Raw genomic sequence first — 16,672 nt, 5'->3', positions numbered from 1 at the left:
CCCCCGGGCACCGGGTGGGCAACTCCGAGAGTCTGGTGAGAATCTCCCCCGGGTCAGGCTGGCGAGTCCGAGCCGCCCGCTGGTGGGCGGGCGGCTAGCAACCGCAACGCTCAGAAAACTCCCAGGAACTCCCCGAAGTCGGCCAGGCTGCTCCACCATCCTCGGTGGCGTGATCGAGCTGCGAGGACTGACCAAACGGTACGGCCCGGTGGCCGCCGTCGATGACCTGACCTGCACCGTGGCGCCCGGCGTCGTGACCGGATTTCTCGGGCCCAATGGGGCGGGCAAGACCACGACTATGCGCATGGTGCTGGGGTTGGATCATCCCACCGCTGGCGATGCGACGGTGCTCGGCCGCAGATTCGCGGCGCTTCCCGCGCCGATGCGGCAGGTGGGAGCGCTGCTGGACCCGCGGGCGGTGCACCCCAACCGGACGGCCCGCGGACATCTGCGCGCCCTCGCCTACAGCAACGGCATCTCCCGCCGCCGGGTCGACGAGGTCCTCGGCCTAGTCGGGCTGGAGAACGTCGCGGGGCGCCGGGCCGGCAGCTTCTCGCTGGGTATGTCCCAGCGGCTGGGGATCGCGGCGGCCCTGCTGGGAGAGCCAGCGGTGCTGCTCTTCGACGAGCCGGTCAACGGGCTCGACCCGGAGGGGATCCGGTGGATCCGGGACCTGCTGCGGCGCCTCGCTGCTTCGGGCCGGACGGTGCTGGTCTCCAGCCACCTGTTGAGCGAGATGGCGCTCACCGCCGATCAACTGATCGTGGTCGGCCGGGGCCGGCTGATCGCCGACACCACGACCGAGGACTTCCTCCGCCGCTACGGCAACCCCACGGTGCGGGTGCGGCTCGCCGAACCAGCCGGCAGCGGCTTTCGGCGCCGGCTGGCGCAGGCCGCGGAGCAGGTGGTGGCGGAGGCCGACGATACCTGGATCGTGTCGGGGCTGGACAGCGCCGAGGTCGGGGCGATCGCCGCCGCCGACCAGGTCACGCTCGCTGAGCTGACCCCGCGGTACAGCTCACTTGAGGAGGTGTTCATGCGGCTCACCAGCGACAGCGTGGAGTTCCGGGTGGATCAACCCGCGGGCCCGGCCGCAGTGGCAGCGGGGGAGGTGACCCGGTGACCGTGATTGCGCCGACCGACCAGCACCGACCACGGGCAACGTTCCCGCAGGCGGTCCACGCCGAATGGGCGAAGTTCTGGGGGCTGCGCTCCACCACCTACACCCTGGGCGCGTACGTGCTGCTCGCGCTCGGGCTGATCGTGCCGGTCAGCTACGGCGCGGCCGACGAGTACCGGCAGGCCAGCCCCGCCGAGCAGGCTGGATTCGTGCCGGCGGAGGTGTCGATGCTGTCGCTGCAAGCCGCGATGCTGCCGCTGCTGGTGCTCGGCGTGTTGGTGGTGACCGGCGAGTACGCCACCGGGGCGATCCGGTCCAGCCTGGCGGCGGTGCCCCGGCGGCACTGGTTGCTCGCCGCGAAGGCAGTGGTCTTCGCCGCGGTGACGATAGTGATCTCGACCGTCACCGGGGTGGCGACGTTCCTGGTCAGCCAACGCATCCTGGCGACCTCGGCGGGCGTACCCCACGCCACCCTGGGCGATCCGCAGGTGCTGCGGGCGGTGCTGGGGATCGGCCTGTTCATGACCGCGATCGGATTGCTGGCGGTGGCCGCCGGGGCGTTGGTGCGGGCCACCGCCGGCGGGATCGCCAGCATGGTGGTGCTGGTGGCAATCCTGCCGAGTCTGACGCAGCTGCTCCCCGACGGACTCGCCGAGCTGGTGCAGCGCTACTACCCGACCCTGGCCGGTAGCCAGCTGGTGCAGGTGGTGTCCGACCCGGCGGAGCTCGGCCCGTGGCGCGGTTTCGCGGTGCTGGCAGGGTTCCTCGCCGCAGCCTTGGCGGTGGCGTTCGTGCTGTTGCGACGCCGGGACGCCTGACCCATGGTGAACTGGCGCGGCGGCGTGGCGCGGGTCGGCGTGGACCTGGCGGTCGGGGCGGTGGCCGCCTTGGTAGCTGGGTCGGTGATGGTGGTGGTCGCGGCCGCCGGCCTGGCGTTGCTCGGCGCGGACCGGTACGGGGCGATTGGTGAGCTGACCGTCGGCGCGGTGCTGCTGGCGGTCAGCGGAGCGGCAGAGTTGTCGACCACCGCCGACGGCGCCCCGGTCACCGGGCAGGGGATGGTGCGCTTCCGCCCGCTAGGGGTGGCGGTCACCGGAGCCGTGGCCCTCGGGTCGGTGCTGGCGGGCGCGGCCCGCTGGCGCTCAGCCAGCCTCCCCCGGTGGACGATCCGCGCGACCGCAGCCGTGATCGTTGTGGCGGTGGTAGCCGGGACGGTCAGCGCGACCGGGGTGGCGAATACGACGGTCACGATCAACCAGGTGGCCCCCGGCGAGGAGCTGCTCATCGATCTCGGGTGGCCGCCGCTGCGGACAGCGGTGGGCGCGGGTCTGTGGGCCGGGGCCACCCTGGTGCTCTGGTGGCTGCTCTCTCAGCGGCTACCGGGCCCGGCGGGCGCGGTCCGGCTGCGGGCAGCCGTACGACCGGCGGTGCGGGCGCTCGTGGTCGCGGCGGGCGCCGGCACCGGTCTGGTCGTCGTGGGCGCGGCGGCGCTGGCGGGCGCCGACGGGGCCGGCGCCGCCCTACTTGCGGCGCCGACCGTGGTATTGGCGCTGACCACGATCGGGTTGGGGGCGCGATGGTCGATCTCGCTCGACGGTCCGCTCGGGGCGCTCATCCAGGCCCGGTGGCCGGAGCTGGGGGACGAGCAGCCCTGGGGGCTCAGCCGGTTGACGACGGAGCTGGGCACGGTGGGGTGGCTACTTCCCGTGGCCACGGCGGCGGTCGTACTCGGCACCGTCGGCTGGCTGGCCGCACGACGGCGCCGAGGGTCGGCGAGTGGTCCGGCGGCACGAATCGGGCGGGTAGCGGTGCTGCGCGAATCGGCGCGGCTGGCCGGGGCCCTGGCAGTAGCACTGCCGGCCGCAACCGTGCTCGCCCACGCCGGTCTTCAGCTGGCGGTGGCGGTGTTCGGGTCGACCGTCCCGATGCTCGTCGTCGACCTTCGCAGCGGTCTGTGGGGGGTGGCGGCAGCCGGGTTGGTCGGCGGCGCGGCAGCTGGCCTTATCGGCCAGGTGCTGGTGGAGCTGGTCCGGCGCGCCCGCCGGTCGCGGCTCCGTATCCTCGAAGCTGATGACGGTGCCGGAGCCGATGAGCGGGGCGCAGATGTCCGCGGGTGAGCCGGCCGCGGCCGAGGGGCCGGCTGCCCGGCTGCTCGTGGTGGACGACGAACCGACGGTGCGGGAACTCCTGGCAGAGACGCTGCGCTTCGCCGGCTTCACCGTCGGCGTCGCCAGCAACGGGGCGGAGGCGGTGGCGGCAGCGACCGCCGACCCACCAGATCTGATCGTGCTTGACGTGATGTTGCCAGACCTTGACGGTTTCGAGGTGCTGCGACGGCTGCGGGCGGTGCCACGCCCACCCGGCTCGGGCGCCGGTGGCCACCTCCCGGTGCTCTTTCTCACCGCGCGGGACGCCCCCGAAGACAAGGTGAGCGGCCTGGTGATCGGCGGCGACGACTATGTGACCAAACCGTTCCACCTGGCCGAGCTGCTGGCCCGGATCCGGGCGATTCTCCGCCGCACCGGGGCGGAGCCCGCCGCGCCGCTGGCCGTGGCCGACCTGACCCTCGACCCCGATGCCCGGCTGGTCACCCGGGCGGGCGTGCCGGTGCGGTTGTCGCCGACCGAGTTCCGGCTGCTGCAGTTCCTGCTCAGCAACGCCGGTCGGGTGGTGTCGAAGGCGCAGATCCTGGAGCACGTGTGGCGGTACGACTTCGGCGGCGACCCGAGCATCGTGGACACCTACATCAGCTATCTGCGCCGGAAGGTCGACCAGGCGACCCCGAAGTTGCTCCATACCGTCCACGGGGTCGGATATGTGCTCCGGCGGCCCAAGACGTGAAACTTCCCGGTGCGATGTCGTTGCGGGCGCGACTGCTGCTGATTGCGGTCGGGCTGCTCGCCGTGAGCCTGGTGGCGGGCAACACCGTGGCGATCGGGGCGCTGGAACGGCAGCAGATCAACCGGATCGACGAGCAACTCGAATCGCTGGCCGAGCTGCTGGCGCTGGCCCCGTACGCCGAGTCGGTGCCGCCGGTACGGCCGTCGCCCGCCCTGGAGCCGGTCGTCGCCGACCAGCTCACCGGGCTGTTGGGGGTCTCGTACATCGCGTACCTGTTGCCCGACGGCACCGTGATCCGAGACGAGGCGCTGCTCGGTGGACTCACCGCGGCGACCGGCCCGGAGCTGGCCGGGGTGGACCCCACCGGGGTCGCGGGTGAGGTCTTCGACGCGGGGTCGGTCGCCGGCGACGATCTGTGGCGGGTGGTGGTGGTGCCGCTGCAGCCGTCGCGCGAGACGGTCGGGCAGGAGCACGGGTTGCCGGCCGGGGCCGGCGTGGTGGTGGCGGCCTCCCGCGCCGAGGCCGACGCTACCGTGGCCCAGCTACGCCGCACCATGCTGGTGGTGGGCGGAGTGCTGGTGGCGGTGCTGGCGATCGTGGGATGGTTCGCGGTCGGGGCGGGGTTGCGGCCGTTGCGCCGGATCGAGGCGACGGCCGGAGCGATCGCGGCCGGTGATTTGACTCAGCGGGTACCGCAGCGGGCTGGGCCGGGGACCGAGGTCGGTCGATTGTCGGCGGCCCTCAACGGCATGCTCGGGCAGTTGGAGCGGGCGTTCGCCGCCCGCGCCGAGTCGGAGAGCCGGATGCGCCGGTTTGTGGCCGACGTCAGCCACGAGCTGCGCACGCCGCTATTCGGGATCCGCGGGTTCACCGAGTTGTACCGGATGGGCGGTCTGCCGGAACGGTCGGATGTGGACCGCACCATGGGGCGGATCGAGCGGGAGGCATCCCGGCTGGCCCAGCTCGCCGAGGACCTGCTGTTGCTGGCCCGGTTGGACGAGGAGGCTGCTGGCGGCCCACCGGCGTTGCTGCGGGCCCCGATGGATCTGCGCACCGTGGCCGCCGACGCCTACCACGACCTGCGCGGACTCGACCCATCCCGGCCGGTCACCCTCACCGGTCCTGGCGGCGGGCCGGCGGGCTCGGCGCCGGTGTCGGCGGATGAGGCCCGGCTGCGGCAGGTGGTGGTCAACCTGGCCGGCAACGCGGTCGCCCACACCCCGGCGGGTACGCCGGTCCGGGTCGGGGTCGGCGTCGCGGACGGAATCGCAGTGCTGGAGATCGCTGACCAAGGGCCAGGGATGACCGCCGAGGTGGCGGGGCGGGTCTTCGACCGGTTCTACCGGGCCGACAACTCCCGGACCCGGGAGGGTGTCCCCGCTGGCGGCGGCGGCCTCGGATTGTCGATCGCCTGGTCGCTGGTGGCCGCCCACGGTGGCCGGATCGAACTGGCGACCGCCCCGGGCGAGGGGGCGATCTTTCGGCTGCTGCTGCCGCTCGAACGGGCCACCCCAGGCTGACCTTCACACCCCGGCCTTGCCCAGGGCGTCCCGGGAGGTCAGGGCCGGGTCTGCGCGTACAAGAAGTCGAGCACAGCCGGCGCGAAGTCGGCGGTCAGCGGTGGGACATGACCGCCGCCCTCGATGCGCCAGAGTTCGACCCGGCTCTGTTCGGCGCAGTCGGGGTAGCTGGTCACCGCGGTCTCCTCGCCGGGCAGCCCGAGGTCGAGGTCGAGGTCGGGGGAGTCGGCGGTCTGCGCGCTGCAGCTGTTGTGTTCCCGCCACTGGGCGAGGGTCTGCTCGACCGACGGGTACGGCCGGCCGAGGTTGGCGCCGCCGTCGAAGCGGATGGTGTCGTCCTCGGTGCCGTGGATCTGGAGCACGCTGACCGGCCGCTCCGGGGCGCAGTCCGCCGGGTCGATGGCGGCGCCAGCGAGCGACACGATCGCGGTGATCTCACTGGCGTGGTCACAGGCTGCCCGGTAAGCCATGAATCCGCCGTTGGAGTGGCCGACCAGGTAGACCCTCGTGTGGTCTACCGAATACTCGGCGGTGACCCTGTCTAGCAGGTCCCGAAGATAGCCGGAGTCGTCGACCCCGGTGCCACCGAAGTCGCAGCAGGCCGGTGACGCGTTCCAGAACCGGACGTCGGCTTGACCCAGGCTGCCGTCGGGCACCGCATAGAGGAAGCCGCGGCGTTCCGATTCGGCGGTGAGCCGGAAATAAGCCTCCTGGGTCATGCCGTCGGCTTGGAAGCCGTGCAGCAGCACGACCAGCGGCGCCGGCTCCGCCGGGTCGTACACGCCGGGTACGTGCAGCGGAAACGGCCGGTCGGCGAGGTCGACGGTGACCGTCTCCCCGCGGGTTGGGAGCGGCTCGGCGGGTGACGTCGGGGGCGGCTCCGTCGGAGCCTGTTCCGGGTCGCTGGGAGCCCCGCACGCCCCCAGCAGCAGCGGCAACGACAGGAGCGCGAGCGACCAGCGTCTCGCGGTCATGCCCCGGCACGGCGGGCGGTGCGGGCCCGCTCGGTCGCGTCGAGCACCACCTTCCGGAGCCGGATCGCGTCCGGGGTGACCTCCACGCACTCGTCGGCCCGGCAGAACTCCAGCGCCTGCTCCAGCGACAGCCGCCGCGGCGGGACCAACCGCTCCAGCTCTTCGGCGGTGGAGGAGCGCATGTTGGTGAGCTTCTTTTCCTTGGTGATGTTGACATCCAGGTCGTCGGAGCGGGAGTTCTCGCCCACGATCATGCCGGAGTAGACCTCGGTGCCCGGTTCGACGAACATCACCCCGCGTTGCTGCAGATTGAACATCGCGAACGAAGTGGCCGCCCCGGTCCGGTCGGCGACCAGCGAGCCCGACGCCCGGGTCCGCAGCTCGCCGAACCAGGGGGCGTACTGCTCGAAGACGTGGTGGGCCAGGCCGGCGCCGCGGGTCTCGGTCAGGAACTCGGTGCGGAACCCGATCAGCCCGCGCGCCGGCACCAGCCAGTCCATCCGGACCCAGCCGGTGCCGTGGTTGACCAGGTGCTCCATCCGGCCTTTGCGGGTGGCGAGCAGTTGGGTGATGGCGCCGAGGAACTCCTCGGGCGCGTCGATGGTGAGCCGCTCGACCGGCTCGCAGAGCTTGCCGTCGATCTCCTTGGTCACCACCTGGGGTTTGCCGACGGTCAGTTCGTACTGCTCACGGCGCATCTGCTCGACCAGGATCGCCAGCGCCAGCTCGCCCCGCCCCTGGACCTCCCAGGCATCCGGCCGGCCAGTGGGCAGCACCCGCAACGACACGTTGCCGATCAGCTCCCGATCGAGCCGGTCCTTGACCAACCGCGCGGTCACCTTGCTGCCCTTGACCCGGCCGGCGAAGGGGGAGGTGTTGATCCCGATGGTCATGCTGATCGCCGGCTCGTCGACGGTGATCAGTGGCAGCGGGCGGGGGTCCTCCGGATCGGCCAGGGTCTCGCCGATGGTGATCTCAGGGATGCCGGCGACCGCGATAATGTCGCCCGGCCCCGCTTCGGCGGCGGGCTTGCGCTCCAGCCCGTCGGTCATCAGCAGCTCGGTGACCTTGACCTGGGCGACGCTGCCGTCGCGGCGGCACCAGCCGACCTGCTGGCCCTTGAGGATGGTGCCCTGCCGGACCCGGCACAGCGCCAGCCGACCCAGGAACGGCGACGAGTCGAGGTTGGTCACGTGCGCCTGCAGCGGTGCGCCCTCCTGGTAGGTGGGGGCGGGGATGTGCTCGAGCAGGGTCGCGAACAGCGGCTCGAGGTTGTCGGAGTCGGTGGGCACCGTGCCGTCGGCGGGGGCGGTCAGTGACGCCACCCCGTCCCGGGCACAGGCGTAGACGATCGGGAAGTCGAGCAGGTCGTCGCCGGAGTCGGCGTCGGCCAGATCCAGGAAGAGCTCGTAGGTGTCGTTGACCACCTCCTTGATCCGGGCGTCAGCGCGGTCGACCTTGTTGATCACAAGGATGATCGGCAGCCGGGCGGCGAGCGCCTTCCGCAGCACGAACCGGGTCTGCGGCAGCGGCCCTTCGCTCGCGTCGACCAGCAGCAGCACCCCGTCGACCATGGTCAGGCCGCGCTCCACCTCGCCACCGAAGTCGGCGTGGCCCGGAGTGTCGATGATGTTGATGGTGACCGGGTCCCCGGCGGCGGGTAGATACCGCACCGCGGTGTTCTTGGCCAGGATGGTGATGCCCTTTTCCCGCTCCAGGTCCATGGAGTCCATGACCCGGTCGGTGAGCTCACCCCGCGAGGCGACCGCGCCGGCCCGCCGGAGCATGGCGTCGACCAGGGTGGTTTTGCCGTGGTCGACGTGGGCGACGATGGCGACGTTGCGAAGATCGGTACGCAGGGACATACCCATCATCTTTCCCTACCCGGGTGACGCGGCCGCAGCACACCGGTCGACAGCGACCATCGTCACCCCGCGCAGGTAGGCAGCCGGCCGAACTCAGGCGGCCGGGTCGGCGTGCTGGACCACCTCGAACTCCAGCAGCGTCGCGCCGGAGGCCACCGGCTTGGCGCGTTCACCCGCGTGCGCCTGCTTGCCAGAGCCGCCTGACCAGGCCTGGAACGCCTCTTCGCTCTCCCACTTGGTGTAGACGAAGTAACGGTTGTCGCCAGCGACCGGCCGGAGCAGCTCGAAGCCGAGGAAACCGGGCGCTCCCTCGACCGCCCCCTGCCGGGCGGCGAAGCGCTTCTCCAACTCGGGGCCGGCGCCTTCCGGCACCTCGATCGCGTTGATCTTCACCACTGCCATACCGCGACCCTATCGGTCACCACAGCGACCCGCCGAGCGCCACCACGCCGAGTAGTCCGCCGAGCATCAGCAGCTCGGTAAGGAGACCGCCGGCGCCGATGGTGTCACCGGCGGCGCCGAGCCGGCGCCACCACCACCGCCGGACCACCGTGACCGCCGCCAGCAGCGCCGCAGCGGCGGCGAAGAGTGCCCATCCGCCAGCGCCGAGCAGCACCAGCAGGACGGTTAGCCCGGCTGCGGCCACCACGCTGGCGCCGCGGACGGCGGCAACTGGACCGGCCGCGAGCGAGTCTCGCCTGGGTCGGGCGGCAGCCAACAGCAGGACCAACCCGCACCGCCCCACCACCGGGACGGTGGCCAGCGCCAGCCACCCCACCGGGCTGGTCAGCGCCTCGACCAGCGCCGCCAGCAGTGCGAACCGCAGCAACAGGGTGGTGGTCAGGGCGGCGGCGCCGACCGCGCCGATCCGCGGATCCTTCATCACCTCCCGGACCTGGTCCGGCGGGCGGTGGGCGGCGAGCCCGTCGGCGGTGTCGGCGAGGCCATCGAGGTGCAGGGCTCCGGTGATCACCAGATCCACCGCCAGCACCAGCGCAGCCGCCACCAGCGGGCCCCCGAGCTGGTAGCCCAGCCAGCCCGCCGCCACCCAGGTCGCTCCGATCAGGGCGCCGACCACCGGGAACAGCGCGACCGCGCGGGCAGTCAACGGGCCGGCCCGGACCGGCAGAACGGTGAGGAAGCCGAGCGCGTCGCGCATCAGCCGCCGGCCAACCCCAGCTCATCCAGGGTGGCGACCTCCCGCAGTACCGTCGCGGCGGCCCGGACCAGCCCGACCGCGGCCAGCGCCCCCGTGCCCTCCCCGAGCCGCATCTCCAGCTCCAGCAGCGGCGATAGGCCCAGCTGGGCGAGGCCGGCGCTAGCGCCCGGTTCGGCCGACCGGTGGCCGGCGATCAGGTAGCCGGCCACCGGCGGGCAGATCGCGGTCGCGGCGAGCGCGGCAGCTACCGCGTTGACCCCGTCGAGCAGTACCGGCACCCGGCGGGCGGCTCCGGCCAGCAGCACCCCGGTCAGCGCAGCGTGCTCCAGCCCCCCGAGAGCGGCCAAGCTGGGCAGCCCGGCCCGGGGTGCAGTGGTCTGGGCCCGGTGGCGGGCGACGGCCTTCGCCACCACCTCCTGCTTGCGCCGGTACGTCGGGTCGTCCACCCCGGTGCCGCGCCCGGTCACCGCCTCGGCCGATGCGCCGGTGTACGCCGCGATCAGCGCCGCCGCGGCGGTGGTGTTGGCGATCCCCATGTCCCCACCGATCAGCAGATCGATGCCGCGGTCGAGCAGCGAGTCGGCGGTCGCCGCCCCGGCCTGGACCGCGGCGACGCACTCCGGCAGCGTCATCGCATCCGCTGCGGTGATGTCTTCGGTGCCGGCCCGGATCCCGGCCCGAACCAGCGGGATGGCGGCACCGGCCGCGGCCTCGCCGTCAGCCAGCGGCGTCACCACCCCGGCGTCCAGCACCGCGACCTCGGCGCCCACCAGCGCCGCCAGCGCGTTCGCGGTCGCCCGCCCCGCCCGGAAGGTCTCCACCATCGCCGCGGTGACCTGCTGCGGCCACGGGGTCACCTGCTGGACGTGTACGCCGTGGTCGGCCGCGGCGATCACCAGCCCGGGCCGGTCGACCGGCGGCGGCGGGCAGGCACCGGCGATCGCCGCCAGCTGCGCCCCCACCTCCTCCAACCGGCCCAGGCTGCCGGCGGGTTTGGCCAGCCGAGCGTGCCGATCCCGGGCCGCGTCGGCGGCTGCCTGGTCGATCGGGTGGACTGCGGCCACCAGGGTGGTCAGCGACTCGGTCACGATGCCTCCGGTGCGGGTGAAAGGTGTCGGTGGAGCGCGCGTACCAGCTGGTGGCCGGTCTGCTCGTCGGTCACCGCCACCCGTATGTAGCGCGGGTCGAGACCGGGAAAGGTGTCGCCGCGGCGGACCGCGAGCCCGTCGGCGAGCAGTCGCTCGCGCAGGTCGCGACGCTCAGTGCGCAGCAGCAGGAAGTTCGCCGCCGCCGGCCAGACCCGGAGCCCCGGGACCTCGCGTAGCTCCCGCAGCAGCGCCTCCCGCCGCTGCCCGACCTGCCGCGCCCGATCTCGGCGCTCGGGCTCGGCGGCGGGTTGGCAGCAGGCGGTCAGCGCGGCAAGCGCGAGCGAGTTCACCGACCACGGTTGCCGGGCCGCTGCCAGCCGCGACACCAGCGCCGACTCGGCGAGCAGGTAACCGACCCGCAGCCCGGCCATCCCCCAAAGCTTGGTCAGGCTGCGGAGCACGACCAGTCCTGGCAGGTCAGTCGTTGCTGCGAGGCCCTCCCCGTCGGGCAGGAAGTCGGCGAACGCCTCGTCCAGCACCACCACCCGACCCGGCCGGCACAGCGCTTCGATCACCGACCGGTCGTCTGCCATCCCGGTGGGGTTGTCTGGGCGGCCGAGCACCACCAGGTCCGCCTCGGCCGGGATCTGCGACGGATCGAGCCGCCAGCTGTCGGGTTCACGGAAGACCCGGGTGACGGTGGTGCCGGCGGCCCGCAGCGCCGCCTCGCCCTCGGTGAACGACGGGTGTACGCAGGCGGCGAGCCTGGGCCGGAGCACCTGGGCCAGTAGCCAGAACCCCTCGGCCGCGCCGTTGAGCGGCAGGCACTCGGGCGGGGTGCGGCCATGCCGTTGCGCTGCCGCGTGCCGGGCCGCGGTCTCGTCCGGATAGCCGGCGAGCCCGGCCAGCTCGTCGGTGATTCGTTCGCGCAGCCACGCTGGCGGCCCGGGTAGGACGTTGACCGCCAAGTCTACGGTGCCCGGCGGTACCTGCTGGTCACCGTGGTCGCGCAGGTCCACCGCCTCGTCGGCCGGTGCCGGGTCGGCGGGCGCCTGCGTGATCAGCGGCGGCGGTTCGGTCGGCAGTCGGGTCACCCGGCCGGCGACCACCAGCTCCACCCGGTCGGCCTCGGTGCTGAGTAGCTGCACCAGCTCACCGTGCAGGTCCACCCAGCGCCGGACCGAGGCGGAGGCCGGGATGACGCCGGCGCCGGGCTGTCCGGCGGTGATTATGGTCGCCCCACGACGCTGCCCGGCGTACCCCCACCAGTCGGCGGCCGCGGCGCGGATCCGGGCCCGGGCGGCATCGCCGTCCTCGCCCCACGGCGCCACCTCGGCCTCGGTCCACAGCTGCTCGGCGGTCATCTGCTCGGCGAGCCAGCCCTCCAGATCTTCAATGATCACGATCGCCTCGTCCGGCACCTCGCGGAGGGTCGCGGCGACGGCCCGGGTGGCGATGGTGCGCCAGTGTGCCGGCCGGTCGCGCTGGTGGGACGCGATGCGCTCGACCAGCTCCGGATCGCTGGGGGTGCCGGTGGCCACATAACACACCGGGGCGCCGCGGTCGGTGGCGAGCGCGCTCGCCACCGCGCCCGCCCGTCGGCTCTTGCCGGAGCGGACCCCGCCCAGCAGCAGTATCCGGCTCATCGGGCCACCACCATCCGGTGGCCACGGGGCCGTGGGCCGGCGGCGGCGCTAGGCAGAGTGGGGGTCATCGAGGTAGCTCCGGGGGAGGTGGGGCGCCGCCGGGGGCGGCGACGGGCAGGTCTGGTGGTGGTCCGTCGGCGATCAACGACCACAGTGCGTCAGTGTCCAGATGCGACTCGACCAGGTCGCCGAGCTGGTCGTAGCGGCGCTGCCGCACCGCCGCGAAGGATTCGTCGCCAGGCTGCCACCGCAGACCACGGCGGTCAGCGACCCGGGCGAGCAGCGCCCGGCGCAGCGAGTCGTACTCCAGCACGCCGTGCCAGCTGGTGCCGTAGGTCTCAGCTACCGCGCAGCCCTCGTCGGCGCCGTCGGCGCGGCGCAGCCAGGCTCGGCCCCCCTGCCGCGAGACCCGACCGTGGCGGATCTCGTAGCCTCCGGCCGCCGCCCCACCGAACTCGGGCGCGACGCCGGTCACCTGCCCGACCGTCTTCTCCGGATGGAAGTCGGTGCGGACCGGCAACACCCCGAGCCCGGCCACCGTGCCGGCGCCGGACTCCACCTCGTCGATGATCTCGTCGCCCAGCAGTTGGTAGCCGCCGCAGACGCCGAGCACTGGCGCGCCGGCGGTGACCCGTTCGGCTATCGCCGCCGCCAGCCCCGTCGACCGCAGCCAGGCCAGGTCGGCGACGGTGTGCTTACTGCCGGGCACCACCACCAGGTCGGCCCGGCGTACATCGGAGACGCTGGTGGTGAAACGAACGGAGACGCCCGGTTCAGCGGCGAGCGCGTCCACATCGGTGAAATTGCTGATCCGCGGCAGCCGCAACACCACCACCTCCAGCCCGTCCGGCCCCCGCGGCGGCGTGCTGGGCAGCGGTCGCTCCAGCGCCAGCGAATCCTCCGCGTCCAGCGACACGCCATCCACATGCGGCAGTACGCCGAGACAGGGTCGACCGGTGAGCTGTCGCAGCTGCTCGAGCCCCGGGGCCAGCACCGCCGGGTCACCCCGGAACCGGTTGATCACGAACCCGGCCACCAGCGCCTGGTCGGCGGGCTCCAACAGCGCCAGCGTGCCGTAGAGCGCGCCGAACGCGCCGCCCCGGTCGATGTCGGTGACCAGCAGTACCGGCAAGTTGGCCGCGCGCGCCAGCCCCAGATTGGTCAGATCGTACGGCCGCAGGTTGATCTCGGCTGCGCTGCCGGCCCCTTCGCAGACCACCACGTCGAACCGGGAGCGGAGGTCCGCCAGCGCGCCGGTAACGGTCGGCAGCAGCGCCTGCCGGCGGGCGTGGTAGTCCCGGGCGTCGGCGTCGAACGCGGGTCGGCCCATCACCACCACCTGGCTGTGGCGTTCTCCGGTCGGCTTGATCAGGATCGGGTTCATCGCCACTTCGGGAGTAACCCCGGCCGCGGCGGCCTGCGCCGCCTGCGCGCGACCGATCTCGCCACCCACGGTGACCGCGGCGTTGAGCGCCATATTCTGGGCCTTGAACGGCGCCACCGCGTGGCCGCGCCGGGCCAGGTATCGGCACACCCCGGCGACCAACACACTCTTGCCGACATCCGAGCCGGTGCCGGCGAACAGGATCGCCCCGCTCATCTCCGCCTCCTTACCGGCAGGTCCCTCGCCGATGCCGTGACTGCCTGTGCGGCCGCTGCCGCCAGCAGGGCGCTGGTGGCGCCGACCGCGGTGGCCAGCCGGATCGTCCGACGGATGTCGGCCGCGGTGGGCTCGGCGCCGTCGCCCAACGAGGGGCGCCGGTCCAGGTGGTCGCCGTAGCGGTTCGCCGACCCGCCGAGCCGCCGGCCGAGGGCGCCGGCGAACGCGGCCTCCACCCGGCCCGCGTTCGGGCTCGGATGGCCGGGGCCGTCGCGGCGCCATGCCCGCCACGCCCGGCGTGGTGAACCGCCGACCACCGGGGCGAGCAGCGTCGCCAGCCCGGCGGTCACCCTCGCCGGCAACCAGTTGGCGGCATCGTCTAGCCGGGCCGCCGCCCAGCCGAACCGTTCGTACCGGCTGGTGTGGTAACCGACCATCGCGTCCATTGTGTTGACCGCGCGGAATCCGGCGGTGCCGGCCGGTCCGGCGACAGCGCCCCAGAACAGCGGAGCCACCACCGCGTCGCAGGTGTTCTCGGCGACCGACTCCACCGCCGCCCGGGCAACCCCGGCTGCGTCGAGCAGGTCCGGGTCGCGGGCACAGAGCGACCGCAGCCGGGTCCGTGCGGTCGCCAGGTCGCCCCGGTCGAGGGCGGCGGCCACCGCCCCGGCCTCCCGGGTCAGGGACCGGCCACCGAGCGCGGTCCAGGTCAGCGCGGCCTGCCACAGCAGCGCCGGCGGTCGTCCGCCCCGGCGTGCGAGCGCCCCACCCGCGTACCCGGCCGCGGCGGCCGCGACGGTGAGCAGGCTCACGTACCCGACTCCGGCGGCCCGCTGGTCCCGGTATATCCGCCGCTCCAGCGCTGCGGCGAGTTGCCCGAAACCTGCCACCGGATGGAGCCGGCGGGGGTCGCCGAGCAGCAGGTCGGCGGCGAAGCCGGCGAGCAGGCCCCAGGCGCGAAGTTGGGGTTCAGGCATCCGCCACCGCCCCGGCGAAGCCCGCGCGGAGCTGCCACTGCGGGTGAGGCCCATACAGGATGGTGACCGTGCAGGGGGCCACCTCGACCCGCCACAGCGATGACACCGGCGCGGCCAGCACCGCCAGCACCGCGGCTTTGATCGGTCCGCCGCTGGTGAAGACCACGGTGGTGCCGGGCTCGCTCAGCTCGGCCAGCGCTGCCCGGACCCGGGCCAACAGCTCCTCGACGCCCTCGCCACCGGGTGGCGGATGTGCCGGGTCATCGAGCCAGGCCGACACCTGCTCGGGGTCCCGCTCCGCCGCGTCGGCCAGCCGCAACCCCGCCCACCCGCCGAAGTTGAGCTCGGACCAGCGCGGGTCGAGTTCGACGTCGGCGAAGCCGGCGAGCGCCGCGGTCTGCTGGCAACGCTGCGCGGGGGAGCTGATCGCCCGCCCGGCGGGCAGCCGGCCCCGCAGCGCGGCCGCCTCCGACCTGCCGGCCGGGTCGAGCGGCTCGTCACCGGGGAAGGCGTGGGCGCGGGTGGCCGCGGTGGGGGCGTGGCGGACCAGCAGCAGTCGGGCCTGGCCACTCACCGGGTCCCCGAGCACAGTGCGACCCGCACCCGGACAGGCAGAAGCGTAGGCGTCACAGCGACCTCCACGGGGATCCTCGTCCCCTCAGTCGTGACGTAAGCGCTAGTCTCCTGGCTCTCGGATCGTCACCACCCACCCAGTCTTCCCGGCTCACCCGGCGGTGGGCCAGTGACTGCGCTCCGTCTGGCCAGGACCCCACCGGCGACCGGTGTGGCCCAGGGGCGGGCAGCTCCCCGATTACAGTGGCGGGACCGCCGCAGCATCGCACTGCGTTCCTAGTCGCCTCCGTCAACGGCGAGCCTCACCGTACTACGCTCCGCCGACAGCTGTCGAGGCACGTGATCGGGCCCCGGCGCTCCGGTCACCAATGCCTAAACCGGTCGCACCTGCCGACTCCGGGTGGTTGACTCGTCGCTGTGGTCACCGAGGGTGAGGTACGCGACGCGGTGTCGCGCCACTGGGGACTGTCGTCGGTACGGGTCGAACCGCACCACGGCGGGATGAACTCGGCGACCTGGTTTGTGCACGGGCCCGGCGAGCGCTGGGTGGCGAAGCTGGTGCCCGGGGCGGCTCGCCGTGCCTTCACGGCTGGCCTGTCGGTTGCCGTGCTGGTGGCCGCGGCCGGCACCGCCAGCGGCCCACCGGTGCCCACCCGGACGGGTGCTCTCGTTGCCGACCTCGACGGGGCCTCGCTCGCGCTGCTGACCTGGGTGCCGGGTGACCCGCTGGGCACCGCCGGGAGCGACCAGCAGCTGCTGGCGAAGACCCTGGCCAGAGTGCACCGAGGGCTGGTCGGCACGACGGTCGAGGACGCCGACACCTTCCATTGGGTCGATCCTGACGCCCCCCACCTGGCGCTGCGGCCGTGGCTGCGTCCGGCAGTGGCCACGGCGCTGGATGCCTTGGCTGCGCTCGACCCGGCCGCGCTGTGCCAGGGTCTGCTCCACACCGACCCGGCGCCGGAGGCGTTTCGGCGGGACCCGGTCACCGGCGCCTGCGGCCTGATCGATTGGCAGGTCGGAATGGTCGGTCCGCTGCTCTACGACCTTGCGTCGGCGGTGATGTATGCCGGCGGGCCGTGCGCCGCAGCGGATCTGATAGCGGCGTATCTTCCCCAGGGTCCGATCCCAGCGGCGGAGGTGGCGCGTGGGTTGCCGGTGCTGCTTCGGTTCCGCTGGGCGGTGCAGGCCGACTACTTCGCCCGCCGGATCGTCGAGCATGACCTCACCGGCATCGCCGACCCTGCCGACAACCAGGCTGGTCTGGCGGCGGCCCGACGGATGTTGGGGGAGTTGGGGTAGCGCATCG

15 protein-coding genes and 1 riboswitch are annotated in these 16,672 nt (G+C 73.2%); of the genes, 6 read left to right on the top strand and 9 right to left on the bottom strand.

Annotated elements, in window-relative coordinates:
* Nucleotides 1–169: 169 nt before the first annotated feature.
* The 5 genes from JQS43_RS13950 to JQS43_RS13930 are packed head-to-tail and all read left to right on the top strand — an operon-like array spanning nt 170 to nt 5,481.
* Nucleotides 170–1,123, top strand: a complete 954-nt coding sequence (locus JQS43_RS13950; RefSeq protein ID WP_239674821.1) for an ABC transporter ATP-binding protein — start codon at nt 170–172, stop codon at nt 1,121–1,123.
* Entirely contained in the window at nt 1,120–1,938 is an 819-nt protein-coding gene (locus tag JQS43_RS13945) for an ABC transporter permease subunit (RefSeq protein WP_239674820.1), read from the top strand. The genes JQS43_RS13950 and JQS43_RS13945 overlap by 4 nt, the downstream gene beginning before the upstream one ends.
* Nucleotides 1,939–1,941: 3 nt before the next feature.
* The gene (locus JQS43_RS13940) at nt 1,942–3,237 is read left to right on the top strand and encodes a streptophobe family protein (protein ID WP_239674819.1); all 1,296 of its coding nucleotides are present in this window, start codon (nt 1,942–1,944) and stop codon (nt 3,235–3,237) included.
* Nucleotides 3,224–3,961: a response regulator transcription factor gene (locus tag JQS43_RS13935; protein ID WP_239679436.1), complete on the top strand. Its 738-nt coding sequence runs from the start codon at nt 3,224–3,226 to the stop codon at nt 3,959–3,961. The genes JQS43_RS13940 and JQS43_RS13935 overlap by 14 nt, the downstream gene beginning before the upstream one ends.
* Nucleotides 3,958–5,481, top strand: coding sequence for a sensor histidine kinase (locus tag JQS43_RS13930; protein WP_239674818.1), 1,524 nt, complete (start codon nt 3,958–3,960; stop codon nt 5,479–5,481). Before JQS43_RS13935 ends, JQS43_RS13930 begins: the two co-directional genes overlap by 4 nt.
* A 38-nt stretch (nt 5,482–5,519) precedes the next feature.
* Here JQS43_RS13930 and JQS43_RS13925 read toward each other — a convergent pair whose 3' ends face one another.
* The 9 genes from JQS43_RS13925 to JQS43_RS13885 form a co-directional block, all read right to left on the bottom strand.
* On the bottom strand, nt 5,520–6,455 hold the full coding sequence (locus tag JQS43_RS13925) for a CE1 family esterase (RefSeq protein ID WP_239674817.1): 936 nt from the start codon (nt 6,453–6,455) through the stop codon (nt 5,520–5,522).
* Nucleotides 6,452–8,320 carry a translational GTPase TypA gene (typA, locus tag JQS43_RS13920; RefSeq protein WP_239674816.1) on the bottom strand — a complete coding sequence of 623 codons (1,869 nt, stop codon included), beginning with the start codon at nt 8,318–8,320 and terminating at the stop codon, nt 6,452–6,454. The genes JQS43_RS13925 and typA overlap by 4 nt, the downstream gene beginning before the upstream one ends.
* A 93-nt stretch (nt 8,321–8,413) precedes the next feature.
* Nucleotides 8,414–8,722, bottom strand: a complete 309-nt coding sequence (locus JQS43_RS13915) for an antibiotic biosynthesis monooxygenase family protein (RefSeq protein WP_239674815.1) — start codon at nt 8,720–8,722, stop codon at nt 8,414–8,416.
* Nucleotides 8,723–8,738: 16 nt separating this feature from the next.
* On the bottom strand, nt 8,739–9,479 hold the full coding sequence (gene cobS, locus JQS43_RS13910) for an adenosylcobinamide-GDP ribazoletransferase (protein ID WP_239674814.1): 741 nt from the start codon (nt 9,477–9,479) through the stop codon (nt 8,739–8,741).
* On the bottom strand, nt 9,479–10,567 hold the full coding sequence (cobT, locus tag JQS43_RS13905; RefSeq protein ID WP_239674813.1) for a nicotinate-nucleotide--dimethylbenzimidazole phosphoribosyltransferase: 1,089 nt from the start codon (nt 10,565–10,567) through the stop codon (nt 9,479–9,481). The genes cobS and cobT overlap by 1 nt, the downstream gene beginning before the upstream one ends.
* Complete coding sequence (gene cobC / locus JQS43_RS13900; protein WP_239674812.1) at nt 10,564–12,213, bottom strand: Rv2231c family histidinol phosphate aminotransferase CobC; 1,650 nt, start codon at nt 12,211–12,213, stop codon at nt 10,564–10,566. The genes cobT and cobC overlap by 4 nt, the downstream gene beginning before the upstream one ends.
* Nucleotides 12,214–12,277: 64 nt before the next feature.
* Nucleotides 12,278–13,813 (bottom strand): cobyric acid synthase, encoded by a 1,536-nt coding sequence (locus tag JQS43_RS13895; protein WP_239674811.1) that lies wholly within the window; start codon nt 13,811–13,813, stop codon nt 12,278–12,280.
* On the bottom strand, nt 13,810–14,790 hold the full coding sequence (locus tag JQS43_RS13890; RefSeq protein ID WP_239674810.1) for a cobalamin biosynthesis protein: 981 nt from the start codon (nt 14,788–14,790) through the stop codon (nt 13,810–13,812). The genes JQS43_RS13895 and JQS43_RS13890 overlap by 4 nt, the downstream gene beginning before the upstream one ends.
* A complete protein-coding gene (locus JQS43_RS13885) occupies nt 14,783–15,379 on the bottom strand; it encodes a histidine phosphatase family protein (protein WP_239674809.1) in 597 nt (198 codons plus the stop codon). The genes JQS43_RS13890 and JQS43_RS13885 overlap by 8 nt, the downstream gene beginning before the upstream one ends.
* 68 nt (nt 15,380–15,447) lie before the next feature.
* Nucleotides 15,448–15,677: riboswitch (cobalamin riboswitch) on the bottom strand.
* Nucleotides 15,678–15,780: 103 nt separating this feature from the next.
* Between JQS43_RS13885 and JQS43_RS13880 the strand changes: the two genes are divergently transcribed.
* A complete protein-coding gene (locus JQS43_RS13880) occupies nt 15,781–16,665 on the top strand; it encodes a phosphotransferase enzyme family protein (RefSeq protein WP_239674808.1) in 885 nt (294 codons plus the stop codon).
* The last annotated feature ends 7 nt before the right edge of the window (nt 16,666–16,672 follow it).

It is taken from the genome of Natronosporangium hydrolyticum, from assembly GCF_016925615.1.
GTDB lineage: Bacteria > Actinomycetota > Actinomycetes > Mycobacteriales > Micromonosporaceae > Natronosporangium > Natronosporangium hydrolyticum.
This window is presented reverse-complemented; position numbering and strand designations above follow the sequence as displayed.

What these genes read in the sequence shown, in the direction of transcription:
- cobS (WP_239674814.1), bottom strand. Translation starts at nt 9,479, where the DNA reads ATGCGCGACGCGCTCGGCTTCCTCACCGTTCTGCCGGTCCGGGCCGGC.
- JQS43_RS13940 (WP_239674819.1), top strand. Translation starts at nt 1,942, where the DNA reads ATGGTGAACTGGCGCGGCGGCGTGGCGCGGGTCGGCGTGGACCTGGCG.
- typA (WP_239674816.1), bottom strand. Translation starts at nt 8,320, where the DNA reads ATGTCCCTGCGTACCGATCTTCGCAACGTCGCCATCGTCGCCCACGTC.
- JQS43_RS13895 (WP_239674811.1), bottom strand. Translation starts at nt 13,813, where the DNA reads ATGAGCGGGGCGATCCTGTTCGCCGGCACCGGCTCGGATGTCGGCAAG.
- cobC (WP_239674812.1), bottom strand. Translation starts at nt 12,213, where the DNA reads ATGAGCCGGATACTGCTGCTGGGCGGGGTCCGCTCCGGCAAGAGCCGA.
- JQS43_RS13935 (WP_239679436.1), top strand. Translation starts at nt 3,224, where the DNA reads ATGTCCGCGGGTGAGCCGGCCGCGGCCGAGGGGCCGGCTGCCCGGCTG.
- JQS43_RS13925 (WP_239674817.1), bottom strand. Translation starts at nt 6,455, where the DNA reads ATGACCGCGAGACGCTGGTCGCTCGCGCTCCTGTCGTTGCCGCTGCTG.
- JQS43_RS13915 (WP_239674815.1), bottom strand. Translation starts at nt 8,722, where the DNA reads ATGGCAGTGGTGAAGATCAACGCGATCGAGGTGCCGGAAGGCGCCGGC.
- JQS43_RS13890 (WP_239674810.1), bottom strand. Translation starts at nt 14,790, where the DNA reads ATGCCTGAACCCCAACTTCGCGCCTGGGGCCTGCTCGCCGGCTTCGCC.